General features: G+C 64.8%; 11 protein-coding genes. 5 read left to right on the forward strand and 6 right to left on the reverse strand.

Annotated elements, in window-relative coordinates; all coding sequences use genetic code 11:
• Positions 1–57 precede the first annotated feature (57 nt).
• The gene (locus tag ABWK72_RS24180) at positions 58–4824 is read left to right on the forward strand and encodes a PQQ-dependent sugar dehydrogenase (RefSeq protein ID WP_367872146.1); all 4767 of its coding nucleotides are present in this window, start codon (positions 58–60) and stop codon (positions 4822–4824) included.
• Positions 4825–4851: 27 nt separating this feature from the next.
• Here the strand turns inward: ABWK72_RS24180 and ABWK72_RS24185 are convergent, their stop codons facing one another.
• Both ABWK72_RS24185 and ABWK72_RS24190 read right to left on the reverse strand, forming a co-directional pair.
• A complete protein-coding gene (locus ABWK72_RS24185; RefSeq protein WP_367872147.1) occupies positions 4852–7542 on the reverse strand; it encodes an alkaline phosphatase family protein in 2691 nt (896 codons plus the stop codon).
• Positions 7543–7632: 90 nt separating this feature from the next.
• Positions 7633–8223, reverse strand: a complete 591-nt coding sequence (locus ABWK72_RS24190; RefSeq protein ID WP_367872148.1) for a PEP-CTERM sorting domain-containing protein — start codon at positions 8221–8223, stop codon at positions 7633–7635.
• A gap of 341 nt (positions 8224–8564) precedes the next feature.
• On the opposite strand from ABWK72_RS24190, the gene ABWK72_RS24195 reads away from it, so the two are divergent.
• From ABWK72_RS24195 to ABWK72_RS24210, 4 genes are all read left to right on the forward strand, one after another.
• Positions 8565–9185: a redox-sensing transcriptional repressor Rex gene (locus tag ABWK72_RS24195; RefSeq protein ID WP_367872149.1), complete on the forward strand. Its 621-nt coding sequence runs from the start codon at positions 8565–8567 to the stop codon at positions 9183–9185.
• 29 nt (positions 9186–9214) lie between these two features.
• Positions 9215–9808, forward strand: a complete 594-nt coding sequence (locus ABWK72_RS24200) for an RNA polymerase sigma factor (protein ID WP_367872150.1) — start codon at positions 9215–9217, stop codon at positions 9806–9808.
• Complete coding sequence (locus ABWK72_RS24205; protein WP_367872151.1) at positions 9805–11025, forward strand: von Willebrand factor type A domain-containing protein; 1221 nt, start codon at positions 9805–9807, stop codon at positions 11023–11025. The genes ABWK72_RS24200 and ABWK72_RS24205 overlap by 4 nt, the downstream gene beginning before the upstream one ends.
• A gap of 170 nt (positions 11026–11195) precedes the next feature.
• Positions 11196–11675 (forward strand): cytidine/deoxycytidylate deaminase family protein, encoded by a 480-nt coding sequence (locus tag ABWK72_RS24210; protein WP_367872152.1) that lies wholly within the window; start codon positions 11196–11198, stop codon positions 11673–11675.
• Here the strand turns inward: ABWK72_RS24210 and ABWK72_RS24215 are convergent.
• The 4 genes from ABWK72_RS24215 to ABWK72_RS24230 form a co-directional block, all read right to left on the reverse strand.
• Positions 11630–12388 carry a tetratricopeptide repeat protein gene (locus tag ABWK72_RS24215; RefSeq protein WP_367872153.1) on the reverse strand — a complete coding sequence of 253 codons (759 nt, stop codon included), beginning with the start codon at positions 12386–12388 and terminating at the stop codon, positions 11630–11632. The genes ABWK72_RS24210 and ABWK72_RS24215 overlap by 46 nt on opposite strands.
• Positions 12389–12443: 55 nt before the next feature.
• Positions 12444–13028, reverse strand: a complete 585-nt coding sequence (nadD, locus tag ABWK72_RS24220; RefSeq protein WP_367872154.1) for a nicotinate (nicotinamide) nucleotide adenylyltransferase — start codon at positions 13026–13028, stop codon at positions 12444–12446.
• Positions 13025–13765 carry a helix-turn-helix domain-containing protein gene (locus tag ABWK72_RS24225; RefSeq protein WP_367872155.1) on the reverse strand — a complete coding sequence of 247 codons (741 nt, stop codon included), beginning with the start codon at positions 13763–13765 and terminating at the stop codon, positions 13025–13027. The genes nadD and ABWK72_RS24225 overlap by 4 nt, the downstream gene beginning before the upstream one ends.
• A gap of 138 nt (positions 13766–13903) precedes the next feature.
• Positions 13904–14299, reverse strand: coding sequence for a hypothetical protein (locus ABWK72_RS24230; protein WP_367872156.1), 396 nt, complete (start codon positions 14297–14299; stop codon positions 13904–13906).
• Between the last annotated feature and the right edge of the window lie 111 nt (positions 14300–14410).

Raw genomic sequence — 14410 nt, forward strand, 5'->3', positions numbered from 1 at the left:
GATCCCCAAGGCCCGTCCCGCTGAAAGTAGCGGGACGGGCTCTTTTTACTTTTTGCCATGCACCTCCTCCATTCCCTCCCGCTCCTTGTCCTGTTGGCCGGCCGTCTCGACGGCATCACCATCGGCACGGACGTCTTCGACTATCCCAACGGGGCGATCGCCGGGCGCGCGGGAGGGACCGGCTTCGACCGCGATCTCTTCGACAACGAGGCTACCGGCGTGTTCTCTGATTGGGATAACGTCACGGCTAACCCGGCGGTCGCTGCAGGTGCGCTAACGACCAATGGCAGCGGAGCGAAACGGGAATACAACGGAACCGTCGAGGAAACCGGCGGACCCGCGAACGATGGGCAGAACAACCATGAACGCAGCGGCGCGGTCCGCGGCGTAGGGCGGGTCTTTTATCGGATCGATCTCACGCGCGGCGGCAATGCGACCTGGTCCGGCGTCAGCTCGTATGATTTCGACACGGAGCGGCTTTTCTTCGGGGTGCCGAACGGCGACGGGCCTTCCGGCGGGCGAGAGTTCGGCGTCCAGGTTTCCGGTGTCGGCGGTGCGATCTACTTCAGCGGGATTCTCGCGAACACGACCGCCCATACCTTGGTGGCGGTGCTTGATTTCGACCGCGACTTCGTCGGCATCTGGGTCGATCCCGATGGCTCCGATTTCTACAATGAAGTCACCGGTAGCCACTCGGCCGATGCCGGCGGGGCCTACACCGGCACGAACTGGTCCACGGCCGTCCGGCTCGCTTCCGGCGGGCAGGTCAGCTGGGACAATCTCAGCGTCGCCACCAAGTGGACCGACCTCGGCTACATCGATCCGAACGATACCGACGGCGACGGGATGGCCGACTCGTGGGAGGCGGCCCACGGTCTGGTCGTCGGCACCGACGATGCGCTGCTGGATGCGGACGATGACGATCTTCTGAATCTCGATGAATTCCTCCGCGACACCGATCCTCAGGTTGAGGACACGGATGACGACGGGTTTGGCGACGGCGCGGAGGTCGCCGCAGGGACCAATCCGAAAAACGCGGCGAGCTATCCCGGCGCGGTGCTGCCGGAGGATGTGGTCGGCAGCGAGCGCTTCGCCTACGCGGACGGTCCGATCGCGGGCAAGAGCGGCGGACTTTATTGGGACTATGACAACTCCAGCGAGGACGACGCCTTCACCGGGCATTCCGGGTCGCCCTCCGATTGGGATGCCGCGTTCGGAAATCCCGTGGTGAGCGGCGAGGCCCTGATCACCCAGAACAGCGGCGCGAAACGCGAATACAACGGACCGACCGAGGGCAATCAGGCGGACTCGGACGAGCGCGCCGGAGCCGTGAATGGTTTGGAAACTTTCGGCTCGGGGGTGGTCTACTACAAGTTCGACATCACCCGCGGCGCGAATGTCGAGTGGAGCGGTGCGAGCACCTACGACTTCGCCGCGGAGCGATACCTCTTCGGCATTCCCGGCGCGGCGAACCCCGCTTCCGGGAATCGCGAGTTCGCGATCCATGATCTCAATGCCGGCCAGTGGGCCTACTCCGGCATCGCACCGGTGACCGGCCAGACCTACACGCTGGTCGCCAAGCTCGACTTCGACAACGACGTCGCGGCGCTCTATCTCGACCCGGACCTCGGGGCGGCGGAAGGGCTCAATACGCCGGTGGCCATCTACCCGCATACCAGCGACAACTGGTCGAGTTCCATCCGCCTCGCCTCCGGCGGTAGCGGTCCCGTGACCTGGGACAACCTGCGGGTGGCCTACGCCTGGAGCGGCCTCGAGGACGGGCCGCCGGTGGCCCATGACGACAGCGTGACGATGCATCATCTCGCGAAGGCCCGGCTGAAGGTCTTGGCCAACGATAACGGGGGGATCGCCACGGCTTCCGTTACCATCCTGACACCGCCGCTTCATGGCAGCGCCATCGCCCATGCCGACGGCACGATCCTCTACCATCACCTCACCGGCACGCCCGGATCGGACACCTTCACGTACCGGATCGAAAGTCCCGACGCGGCTTTCTCCGATATCGGCACGGTCATCGCGAACTTCACTGCCGCGCCGCGCTTCGATACGGATTTCGTGTCGCTGCCCCCCGTCCCGCCGGCCGGGGCGTTGCGGGTGGAGGATGCATTCCCGGGCATCACCTTCGATTCGCCCCATGGCTTCAGCACGATACCGGGCGATGCGCGGAAGCTCTTCGTCGCGGAGGGCGATGGCAGGATCTTCCTGATTCCGGACATGGCCGCCCCGCAGAAGATCCAGATCCTGGACATCAGCGCGGCGGTGCAGCACGACAACAACGAGCTCGCGATGAAGGGCATCGCCGCGCACCCGCAGTGGGCGAGCAACGGCTACATTTATCTGAGCTATAATACGAGCGTCGGAAGCGTCCGGCTCTCGCGCTTCACCTGTCAGACCAGCGCGCCCTACACCGCGGGTTCCGAGCTGATCCTGATCGAGCAGAACTGCGACGATACCATTCACAACATCGGCACCTGCGAGTTCGGGCCGGACGGCTATCTCTACGTCGGCTTCGGCGACGAGGGCACGCAGGAGGACGGCCGCAACAATTCCCAGCACATCGATCGCAACCTGTGGTCCTGCGTGATCCGCATCGACGTGGACAAGAGGCCGGGCAGCCTGCCGCCGAACCCGGATCCGGGCACCGACCCTTACGCCGGTCCCGATCCGGGTGGCCAGAGCAACGATGCCGACCTGGCGATCCCGCGGATCGGCGGCGGTGCCAGCGGCGAGGCCCGCTATGCGATCCCGCCGGACAATCCGTTGCTCGGCGCGACCAGCTTCAACGGGACCACGCTGACGGCTGATCAGGTCCGCACCGAGATCTTCGCGATGGGCGTCCGCAACCCCTGGCAGTTCTCGCCGGAGGATACCGATGGCAATGGCACGGTGGATGAACTCTGGGTGGGCGACGTTGGTCGCAATGGCATGGAGGAGGTCGATCTTTTCCACCCCGGGGACAACGGCGGCTGGGGCTGGCGCGAAGGCAGCCAGCCGGGTGTGCGGAACGGAGACAACCTGAATGGCGCACCCGAATCCGCCGCGACCCTGACCGGTCCGCTGTGGGAATATGGCCACGGTGGCGGCAGCTTCCAAGGGGCCTCGATCACCGGCGGCTTCATCTACCGCGGCACCGCGCTGCCCGATCTAACAGGCAAGTACATTTGCGTCGACTACGTTTCCGGAAACATCTGGAGCATCGCGCGGACCGAAGGGGTTCCCACCGTCGAGCGCATCGCGGGCGAGGTCGCCATCGTCGGCCTGCTGCCCGATCCGGCGACCGGGGATATCCTGCTGCTCGACCGCGGCAACACCGGCGGAGCGCAAGGCACCGGTGGCATCAAGCGGCTGACCCTGGGGACGGATGACAGCAGCTTCCCTCCGACGCTATCGCGGACGAATTTCTTCGCCGACCTGGGGGATCTGACGCCCAATCCGGGCGGCCATTTCTACGAGCCCAACCTGCGGTTCTGGTCCGACCACGCGGAGAAGAAGCGCTGGTTCCTGATCAACAGCAGTGCCGATACCGTGGGCTATCAGCAGGATGCCCCGTGGACCTATCCGGCCGGGATGATCTGGGTGAAGCACTTCGACTACCCGACGCAGTGGGAGAGCTTCACCCGCAGCATCGACGGCCAGAACTTCACCGACCGCCGCCCGGTCGCGGGCTCGCCACGCCGCCGTCTCGAGACCCGTTTCCTGGTCCGCAACGAGACGGGCTCCTACGGCATTTCCTACCACTGGAACAACGTCAACAGCGGCACCCAGACCGATGCCGCGCTGGCCGATGACGACGGCGAGACCTTCGGCATCGACATCACGCTCGATGGCAATCCCTCCGCGGCAACCTGGCAGATCCCTTCGCGCACCAATTGCATGACCTGCCACACGCCGGAGGCGGGCCATGCGCTGTCCTTCAATACGCGCCAGATGAATGCGCCGGGCACACTCTCGGGAAATCCGGGGAACATGATCTCGCTGTTAGGCGATGCCGGTTACCTCGCGAATCCACCGGAGGACCCCGCGAGCCTGGCCCGCCATGTCCGGCCGGACGAAAGCGGGGAATCGCTCGAAGCTCGGGTCCGCTCCTACCTTGCCGTAAACTGCGCCTATTGCCACCAGGCTGGCGGCACCGGCGGCGGAAACTGGGACGGGCGCGCCCATCTGAGCCTCGCCCAGACCGGCTTGATCAACGGCGCTACCGTCGATGCCCCGCTGCATCCGGGCGATCTTCTCATTGTCCCCGGCGATGTGCCGAAGTCGATCATCTACAACCGCGTCGCCGCGGCCAATGGCTACACCCGCATGCCACCGCTCGCCAGCGACGTCGTCGATCTCGAAGGCGCGCAACTGATCGCGGACTGGATCGGTCAAGCGGGCCAGCCGCCCTTCGGCAGCTATCAGGAATGGCGCATCGCCAGGTTTGGCAACGGCACCTCCCCCGAGGGTGCTGCCGGGGAGAACCCCGACGGCGACAAGCTCGATAACTTCGGCGAATGGGCTTTCGGCACCAATCCGCAGGCTGCCGATGACGTGCGGTCCGCCACCGCGCTGCTGCTGGTCGAGCCCGGGGCAGGGGAGTTCCGCTTCACGCACCGCCGCCTGCAAGCGCACGAAGCTGCGGGGATCGATTACGCATACCGCATCGGCGACAATCTAACCGATTGGGCGGATGCCACGGTGATCGAGGAATCCGCGGTGGCGATTCCCGGAGATCCCGGCTACGAGATGGTGACCCTCTCGCTCGCTCCGGGGCAACTTGCAGGCAAGTCGAAGCTCTTCCTGCAGGTAGTGGCGAGCCCATAGTCCGCGCAGGCAACGTAGCCGCCACGTCTACCGATTCCGGTAAAGCTCCGGCCTCACGGTGCGAACCATCGCGTCCGGCTCACCCGTGACAAGGTCGCCAAGGAATGCGCGCACCCGCTCGATTCCGGCATCGGGATCAGCCACCAATTCCGGGAAGCCGACCTCGAGGAGTTTGATCGATTTGTTCGCGCGCAGCAGGTCGAGCATACGGTTTACGTGGGTCTCCTGGGTCGCGATCAGATGTTCTTTCCCGGACTTCGGCTGCGCCCCGCGGTTTTCCAGCATCTTCCATTGCGACTCCACCACCTCCGCGACCGGCCGACGCATGAAGATGATCTTGTAGCGATGCTTCGGTGGCAGCGCGGGGAGCAATGCCGAGATCACCTTCACCACCTTTCCCTCCGCCTTCTCGATCACCCGGGGATTCTTCTTCAGCGACATGATTTCCTCCCACTCCCAATAGCCTTCGAGGTTGTCCTCGTCCGCCGCGCGCTTGCCATCGTGCATCAGTTCCAGTCCTCCCGCCCGGAGGATCTGCATCATCAGGGAAGTCCCGGATCTCGGCAGCCCGGAAACGATCGTGAACGTCATCCCGGGGCTTGCTTCCCCTTCACATGGATTCCCCCCGCCATCCGCGTCCTTCAAGCTCCGTTGCCGACGCTCCTCTGCTCTCGCAAGCGCATCCCTCCTCACGGTCTCCATTCGCTTCCCATCGCAGTCACGCTCCGCATGCCTCAACACGCGCGACTGAAGTTCGCTGTCGCCCGCTTCTGCGAAGCGTCCGAGGGCACGGTAAACTTGCGCCAGATACCGATGGGCTAGGGCATTCCGCGGATTGAGGCGCAGATTGTTCCTCAGCGCCCTCTCCGCACCGGTCCAGTCTCCCGATTGCGCCAAGGCCGCGCCTAACAGGAAGTGGCTCCGCGGGTTTCCATACTGCAGGCCGATCGCCTCCAGCGCGGCTGCCGCTGCCTCCTCCGCCGCCTGTCCGCGGTGGAGGTGATGGCGCGAGCGGATCAGCCAGGCCTGCGCGCTTCCCGGATCCAGCTCCAGCATGCGCTCCGCCGTTTGCTCCGCTTCGTCCCAGCGCCTCAGTGCAAGATAGCATTCCGAAAGGCTGAAGAGCAGATGAAGATTGTCCGGATCCGCTGCACGCACCGCCTCAAGATGTCCCAGCGCGGATTCGTGATTGCCACGTTGCGTCTCGATGCTTCCCATCAGCAGCCGTGCCGTCACCCCGTCGCCCAAGCTGGCGAGACAGCCTTGCAAGGTCTCCGCCGCTTCGTCCGCGAGACCTGCTTGCAATTGGGTCCTCGCCAGCAATTGCCCGTAGTCGGAGCGCTCCGGCTGCTCGGCGAAGCATTCTTCCAACAGGGGCAGGGCGGTCTCGTGGCGGCCGCCATACAGGCAAGCGCGCGCGAGGTTCCAGCGGTTCTCCCGCCGCGTTTCCCGCGCCGCCTGGCTGGGATCATCCGCCAGCGGGTCAATGTAGCCGAGGGCCGTGAACTGTTCGAGCAGGGCCTCGCTATCCGCTTCGGAGAGGGAGCCGCGCCGCTGCCTGCTTTCACCGGCAGCTTCCCAAGTCGGAGTAGCCGCCACCGGCCGCGAATCGCTGAAAGCCTGCCCGAGCACGCGTCCCTCCAGGTCCTCCCCGACCGGCAGGCCGAAGTAGTGCAGGACCGTCGGCGCGATATCCAGCAGGCGCGCTCCGTAGATCAGTTCGTCCTGCTTGAAGCCCGGACCGGCAGCCGCGATCACGCCCTGTGCACGGTGCCATACCGTGATCCCCGCCGGCACCCGTGGCGTGAATTTCGGCCTCAGGTGATCGCTGTGGAATCCATGGTCCGAGACCAGCACTACCGCAGTTTCGGGCCCCGCCAGCTCGACCAGGCGCTGCAGCATCATGTCGTGCGCGCGGTAGATGCCCTCCACCACGCCGCGGTACATCTCGTAATCATCCTCCGGGATGCCCTCCATGCGCGGCGGATGATAGGGCATGAAAACATGGCTGACTTCATCGATGGCCCGGAAATACACTGCCATGAAGTCCCACTCCGGATCCGTCTCCATCAGCCAGGTAGCGGCGGATTGGATCGAATAAGCCTCCGCAAGCCTTCCCGCGAGTTCATGCAAGCGGCGGTCGCGCTTCTGATCCACCTCGTGCGCCCGCGGCACGAAGGCGCGCAGGATGTCGTCCCCCGTGATTTCAAAGGGGCTCACCCGGAGTGAATCCAATTCGCGGCCCAGATCCTCGGGCCAATAGGTTCCTGCGGGCGGTGCAGGCCAATCTCCGGGAGTCTGCTCCGGGGTGATCCCGCGGAGGTGCCCGTACATGTTAGACACCATCTTGCCCTCCAGATCGCGCTCGCCCTGCGTCGCGAACCACCCCACCACATGGCTCCTCAGCCCGCGCTCGCCAAGCATCTCCCACAGGGTCTTGCAGCACCGCGTCGCGGCGGACACCGGCACCACCCGCCCGCTTACCGGGTCCACCTCGGTGAAGCCATGAACCCCGTGGTGATACGCCATTTTCCCCGTGGCGATGGAGGTCCACAGCATCGGGGATAGCTGCGGTTCGAGGGTCGCGAGATTCCCGCTGATCCCACCTTCCACCAGCCGCTTCAAGGCGGGCATCTTCCCGGCATCCAGCAGCGGATGAATGATCTTCCAATCGGCCGAATCCCAGCCGATCAGCAACAGGCGCTTTCTTGCGGACATCAATGATCTATCGAAATAGAAGCGCCAGCCCTGTCACGAGGAAAGGGCTGGCGGAAACTCTCGCACCAGCGGGTGCGGAACCCGTGCGACTCAGGCTGCCTTCCGGCGACGGCGCATCATCAAGCCACCCGCTCCCAGCGCCAGCAACGCAAGTCCGGATGGCTCCGGCACCGCCTCGATCGCATCGACACCTGCCGAGATCGACAGGGCGGAGTTGTCGTCGTTGATCGCGAGGGCGACGAGGTACCCCGTGCCATCGCCGGTGAGGTAGAATTGCCCCACCCCTTCATAGATGCCGTCGGCGCCGTTGAAGCTGATGTTTGCGAAATTCTGATCCGAATTCAGGATCACTCCGTTGACCGCGGCTCCTTCATAAAGGTAGGTTCCAAACCCCCAGCCCAAGCCGGTGGATGCGTCAAGGTCTCCCCCGGTCGTAAAATAAGAACGACCGGTGTTGCTGAAGGCAAGCCGCGCGGCGCCGGAGTCGGCCACGTATCGGCTCCCGGGATAGTACCCAAACCCGATGTCGAACCCTCCCGGTGTGGAGGGCGTGCTCGTCGTACTCTGCGCGCCGGGTCCGTAAAGGGTCACGATCGTCGCGGCTTCGGATTGTCCGGCCAGGCAACCGGCACCGATCCCGGCGCCCAGATAAGCCGCCAGCTTCGTAGTTAGATTTTCCATGGGTGAAAAGAGAGGTGGTTTCAGCGATTGTGGGTGTGGCGACTGGCGAGATGCTTTACCTATCGGTCCTTTCCGGAAAGCTCAAAAATCGCTACGACTTAGCTAGTTAGAAGCAAAATCGGACGCGAAAATCCATAACTGGCTCAATTTCCATCCTCCCAGTTCCAGTTCCGTTCCTTTTGATTTCAATAAGCCTTTTCGCGACGAGCTTCGGCAAGGGGGCCGGTTAGTGAGAAGCTTCTTCCTCTTCATGAATTCGGAAATCCGGCCCATCCCGATTCTGCTCTCTCAGGCACCCGAGCTTGACCCCGCGGCATTCCCCGCGTTTCCTGCCGCCGCCCGTGGAGAAGGTCGACATACCTAAGAAGGCGATCTACCGCCTTTCGATCTACCACCGTTGCCTCCAGCGTCTGCATGACAACGCTCAGGAAACGGTGAGCTCGACCGCGCTCGCGAAGGCCGCCGGGGTGAAACCGGCCCAGCTGCGCAAGGATCTGGCCTACTTCGGCCAGTTCGGCACCCGCGGCCTGGGTTACCCGGTGGAAACCCTCGCCTCGATGATCCGCGACGTGCTCGGCCGCGAGCGGCTGCAGCCGGTGGTGCTGGTCGGCGCGGGTAATCTGGGCTCGGCACTCCTTCACTACCAAGGCTTCCAGAAGGAAGGCTTCGAGGTGATCTGTGCTTTCGATGCCGATCCGGAGGCTGCCGTTCGCCGCGGGGTGGCCATCCCGGTGAAGTCGGACAAGGAGATCGACGTCTTCGTCCAGCAGGAGGGCGTGAAGCTCGCCATCCTCTGCGTCCCCGCGGGCTTCGCCCAAGCGGTGGCGAACCGCCTGGTCGCCGCAGGGATCCAGGGCATCCTGAACTTCTCCCCGGTGGTGCTCGAAGTGCCGGAGGAGGTCGTGGTCAATAACGTGGACCTGGCGCTGGAGCTTGAGCATTTGAGCTTTTTCGTGCGCTGAGCCGGCCGGTTCGCCGGGCATTTCAGGCGATGGACCCGGATTTCCACAAAGATTTTCCCGAGCCGCCCGTTCCTCCTGTGGCAACGGTGCCGCACGCGGCCAACATGGTGGAGACCAGGGAACAATTCGTCGAACGGGCGCTCGCGGAATACGAGTCGCCGCTGGTCGGCTACGCCTACGGCTTCACCCGCGATGTCGAACGGGCCCGCGACATCGTCCAGGACACCTTCATCCGCCTCTGCCAGCAGGATGTGGCGAAGGTGAAGGACGGGCTGAAAACCTGGCTCTTCACCGTCTGCCGCAACCGCGCGCTGGACGTCCTGCGCAAGGAATCCCGCGTCAGCCGCCTGGACGAAGCGGAATACAACACCCTCCCGACCGAGACCCCTTCACCGGACCGCTCCCTCGACCAAGCCGAAAGACTCGACCAAACCATGCGTTATCTCGCCCGGCTGCCGGAGAACCAGCAGACCGTGATCCTGATGAAATTCCGCGACGGCTGCAGCTACCACGAAATCTGCGAGGCCACCGGCCTGAGCAGTGGCAACGTCGGCTTCCTGATCCACACCGGCCTCAAGCGCCTGCGCGAACTCCTCCCCGACGACCTCCTTTCCCCACCATGAACCTTTTACCCGATGATCCCCGCCTGAGCGCCTGGGTGCTCGGCGAACTCCCGCCGGACGAGGCCGTGGCCATCGGCCGTGCCGTCGCGAACGATCCCGCCTTGCTTGCCCAAACCGAGGAATTGCGCGGCATGAGCGAATTCCTCACCACCAGCCTGGCCGCCTCCGCCTTGCGACCGGACCAGCGCGAGGCCGTGCGCCGCGCCGGCCGGGCTCCGGCGGCGAATGTGGTCGAATTTCCGGCACCGCGGAAGGCATCGCGGCGTGTCTGGCCCCTGGTGCTGGGTGCCGCCGCGGCGATCGTTTTCGGTGCCTATCTGAACTTCCGCCCCCAAGGCGGGGAAAGGGCGGTGCCCGTGACTGGCGATGCCGGCAGTGAGACCATCCTGCAGCCCTATCCCGGCCCGCGCATCACCACCGTGCCTCCCGCGGACCGGACCAAGCCTGCGCGCGATCCCGGCCCGGTGCTCGACCACATGGCGCGCGATCTGGCACAGGCCCACGCCCTGCCGGAGCCTTCGCAATTGCCAGCCACCATCCCCTTGCCGGCGATGCGCAGCGACGCGGAGATCGACCTGCCGGTGCTGGTCGGCCGCGCCAGCTACGATTGGGTGCGCGGTTGGATCCGCGAGAAGGGCCAGCTCCCGCCGAAGGATGCGGTGCGCATCGAGGAACTCGCCAATGCCTTCCCGCTTCCCGCCGCCGAGGAGACCCGCGAATTCGCCGGCCTGAAGATCGCCTGCCTCTCGATGGCCTCGCCATGGTCCGGGGCCGGGCGTCTGGTCGGAGTGCAGATCGCGAATGAATCCGGCCAATCGCGGCAGGTCCAGTGGTCCTTCAGCCCCGCAGCCGGTGCCCGGCAAGGCGGCGTGCGGGTCCTCGCTTCCACGGGCGGCAGCGGGGATCGCGCCGCGACCCTGCCCGCGGGGCGTCGCACGCTGGTGCTGATCGAGCTGGCATCCGCCTCCGATGACGCAGGAGATCTGGTCGTGTCCTCAAGCGGCCGCAGCAAGCGCTTTCCGGCGAACGAATCGAAAGATCCGGCGCTCCAGCAGGCCGGCCTGGTCGCCGCCTTCGGGATCTGGCTGCGCGGGGAGGGGATCGACGACTCGCGGTTGACCCAGATCCTCGCCACCGCCGAGAAGGACAACAATCCGGCCTGGACGGACTCCCGCAAGCTGGTGCGCGAGGCCTTGGATATCGCTGCCAAGAAATGACGAATGCCGAATTCCCGAATGACGAATGTCTTGTGGGAAAGAAGCCAAGCTAGCGCTCAAGTAGAACATCCTCCTTCAGGACACACTTCATTCGGCATTCCGGAATTCGACATTCGTCATTTGATCCCGCGCTGGTTGACTCCGCCAGCCCCACCGGATTCATTCCCCCCGTGTCCCGGCTTTCCATTCCCGAGTATGCGATGGCGCTCGCCCACGTCGCCAGCATGCGCTCGGAGGATCCGTACCGGAAGGTCGGCGCGGCGGCATTGGATTTCGATAACCGGGTGATCGGCACCGCCTATAACGGGCTCGCGCCGGGTTTCAACGCTCCGTTGGATTTTTGGGACGACCGCGAGGCCCGGCAGAAATTCATGCTGCATGCGGAGGTGAACCTCTGCAGCCTCTTCCGCCGTGGCGAGGCCAAGCTGGTGGCCACCACCACCATGCCGTGCACCGCCTGCATGCAGACCCTGTGCGCGAACGGCATCCGGGAGATCTACTACCGTGACGTCTATCAGGCTTCGGACGCGCCCGAGATCGCCCGCCTCTACGGGGTGAAGCTCGAGCAGGTGGATTTCACGCCTTTCGGCGAGGCGCTGCCGCCTCAGGGTGCCGGGGCCTCGTCGCCACCGAAGAATCCTTTGACGTAGCCGAACTCGATCATCGTATCCTGCCAAGGGGCCACGATGTTAGGATCTTGAAAAATCCGCGCGGCGCGGGCCATTTGGCCTTCGGCCTCGATATCCTTGCCTTCGGAGAAGAGGACCGCCGCTTTCGCGTAGTAGGGAAAGGGAGAGTCGTCGAGGTAATCGTACTTCTGCGCGATCGAGGCGGCTTCGGCGGCCTTGTTCAGCTTCAGCTTCACCAGCAGCAGCTTGAACTCGGTGAGACGGTTTAACTGGAAAGCCGGCTGGTCGTGGCCGGGCGGGCTGAAAGCTATCACCTTGGCAAGGTTGATCTCCGCTTCCGGCCAGTTTTTGGTCACGAAGTTGAGTTCCGCGACGTTGAAGAGAGTCTGGGGATCGTTGGGGGCGAGCGAATCGGCCTTTTTGAAGGCTTCCATCGCCTTGTCGAAATTGCGGAACTCCACTTGGCAGGCACCGATCAAACTCAACAGCTCCGGATCATCCGGGAAGATGGCCGAGGTTTCGTTGGCTTTGTTGACGGCTTCAAAGATGCGCTTGTCGTTGAAGAGGCGCCGGGTTTCGTTGAGTTTCTCGCCGTATTCCTTGCGCTTGGCTTCCGGGAGATTCGAGAAGGCGACCTCGTAAGATCTCTTCTCCCTGGCGGGGGCGGGAACCTGCGCGTGGAGGGCAGAAAACGGCAGCAGGCAGATCAGCAGGGTGCGGAAGGTCGGTTTCATGGCGCGGGACTTGCGGCCACGCTAGAATGCCCCGCGGATTCCTGCAAGCGGGCGTTCAGCCTTTGTAAAGGTCCTGCCCGCGGACGTAGGCGGCCACCGCAGGCGGAAGCCACTCGCCCGGATTGCTGCCGCCAGCGATGGCGGCGCGGATCGCGGTGGCCGAGGCGGGATGGGAGCCGGGAAGATGATGCATCCGCCAGCCCGGGTGCGGCTCCGGCGCACCGTCGCGGGCGAAGACGATGAACTCGACCGCGGCGGCGAGGCACTCGGGATTTTGCCAGCGCGGGAGGGCTCGCCATTGATCGGCGCCCATCAGCCAGTAGAGGCGGGCGTCGGGATAGCGCCGGGCCATTTCCTCCGCGGTGCGCCAGGAATAGGCAGGTTGCGGGCAGACCAGGTCGTGGTCATCGGCCACCGCCCACGGCAGATCCTGAATCGCCAGGCGGACCATCGCGAGGCGGTCGGCGGGCGAGGCGCTGCGAGCGTCCGGTTTGTGCGGGGAAATGTGGCAGGGGAGAAAGCGCACCTGATCCAGCGCGAGGAGTTCGCGGGCATCGCTGGTGATCTGCAAATGCCCGCCATGGATCGGATCGAAGGTGCCGCCGAAGAGGGCGATGCGCTGCTGCCCGGCCGTGCTCATGCGCGCTTGCGGACATGGTTGCGGTAGGCGGCCGGCGGCATTCCCACCATGCTGCGGAACTGGCGGGTCAGCGCGGTCTGGTCGCCATAGCCGCATTCCAAGGCGACATCCGCGATCGCCATCGGCGTTTCCCGCAGAAGGCGCGCTGCGTTTTCGATCCGGCTCTTGCGCACGAACTGGGTGGTGCTGAGCTGGAAGACCCGGTGCATCCGCCGCTCGAGCTGGGTCGGGGAAAGCTTGGCAATCGTCGCCAGGTCCGCGGCGCGCAGCGGTTCGTCGAGGTGGTCGCGGACGTGCTCGGCGACCTTGGCCACGCCCGCCAGCTCGGCATCGCCCTCGCGCGGCGCACGCAGGTCGCGGGACACGGAAGCGAGGCCGATGATCTTGCCCGCGCGGTCGTGGAGCGGGACCTTGGTCGCGAGATACCAGCCCTGCGAGCCGTCGCGGTTGAGGGAAAGCTCGAGCTGGTCGATGATTTCGGAGCCGGTGCCGAGGACATGGTCATCCTGCTCGCGGTAAGTTTCGGCCAGGGCCTTCGGGAAGAATTCTTCCGCCAGGCGGCCGATCAGGCGGCGCGTGTCCTTGAGCCCGATCCGCTCGACGAAGGCCTGGTTCATCGCCCGGTAGCGGCGGTCGGTGTCCTTCAGGCAGAACATCACGTCCGGCAGCACGGCGAAGAGCCGTTCGCAGAAGCGCGGGGAATCCACCCGGGAAATGAAGGCAACGTCGATGGCCACGCGAAGGGAATAGCGGCTGGCGTGACGGCGGGGAACTCCGAAGTTCAAGGAGATGGCCGGAGCGGGGCGGGCCATTCCTGCTGTTAACCGGCGCTATCATGGTGCGAAGGATGAGCACACGGCAGCCGCGGGACCGGCTCAATTTTCCTCTTCCCAAGGATCGTCGGCGCTCTCCAACGAGCTCAAACGCTCCAAGGCCGCGGAGTAGCGGGAGGAGAAAGCCCAGCTCGCCGCGAAGCTCACCGCGGCTAAAACGAGGCAGGCCGTCAGGTTCCGCTCATGCTGCAACCAGCGCCACCAGGTGTCGCCTTCGCCGACATCCGCATCCGGCGCGAGCGCGGCCAGGAAGAAGAACACCGCCGCGGTGGCCAGGCTGCCCTTGGTGAGGGAATCGTAGGCGCGGGCCTTCGCACGCAGGGCCAGGCGGTGCGCGAGCAGGCTGTCCAGATCCGCGAGTTCCGAAGACAGCGTGGCGGACAGCCGGTAGGGATCCTCGGCAGGACTCCCGGGATCAGATGGCGGTTCGCCATTCATGCATCATTCATTCATGCCACGACATCGTGAGAAAGGAAACCCGGCCGTCGCGGAATTTGCCGTCACCAAATGCTGAGGGGAAAGGCGAGGCGTTATTCCGTCTCCTTGATA

The sequence above is a fragment of the Luteolibacter sp. Populi genome, from assembly GCF_040801775.1.
In the GTDB taxonomy this organism is placed as follows: domain Bacteria; phylum Verrucomicrobiota; class Verrucomicrobiia; order Verrucomicrobiales; family Akkermansiaceae; genus Haloferula.

Bases quoted from the DNA above. Each gene is read 5' to 3' on its own strand.
- ABWK72_RS24190 (WP_367872148.1), bottom strand. From the start codon at position 8,223: ATGGAAAATCTAACTACGAAGCTGGCGGCTTATCTGGGCGCCGGGATC.
- ABWK72_RS24215 (WP_367872153.1), bottom strand. From the start codon at position 12,388: ATGAAACCGACCTTCCGCACCCTGCTGATCTGCCTGCTGCCGTTTTCT.
- ABWK72_RS24180 (WP_367872146.1), top strand. From the start codon at position 58: ATGCACCTCCTCCATTCCCTCCCGCTCCTTGTCCTGTTGGCCGGCCGT.
- ABWK72_RS24185 (WP_367872147.1), bottom strand. From the start codon at position 7,542: ATGTCCGCAAGAAAGCGCCTGTTGCTGATCGGCTGGGATTCGGCCGAT.
- ABWK72_RS24230 (WP_367872156.1), bottom strand. From the start codon at position 14,299: ATGAATGGCGAACCGCCATCTGATCCCGGGAGTCCTGCCGAGGATCCC.
- ABWK72_RS24205 (WP_367872151.1), top strand. From the start codon at position 9,805: ATGAACCTTTTACCCGATGATCCCCGCCTGAGCGCCTGGGTGCTCGGC.
- ABWK72_RS24200 (WP_367872150.1), top strand. From the start codon at position 9,215: ATGGACCCGGATTTCCACAAAGATTTTCCCGAGCCGCCCGTTCCTCCT.
- nadD (WP_367872154.1), bottom strand. From the start codon at position 13,028: ATGAGCACGGCCGGGCAGCAGCGCATCGCCCTCTTCGGCGGCACCTTC.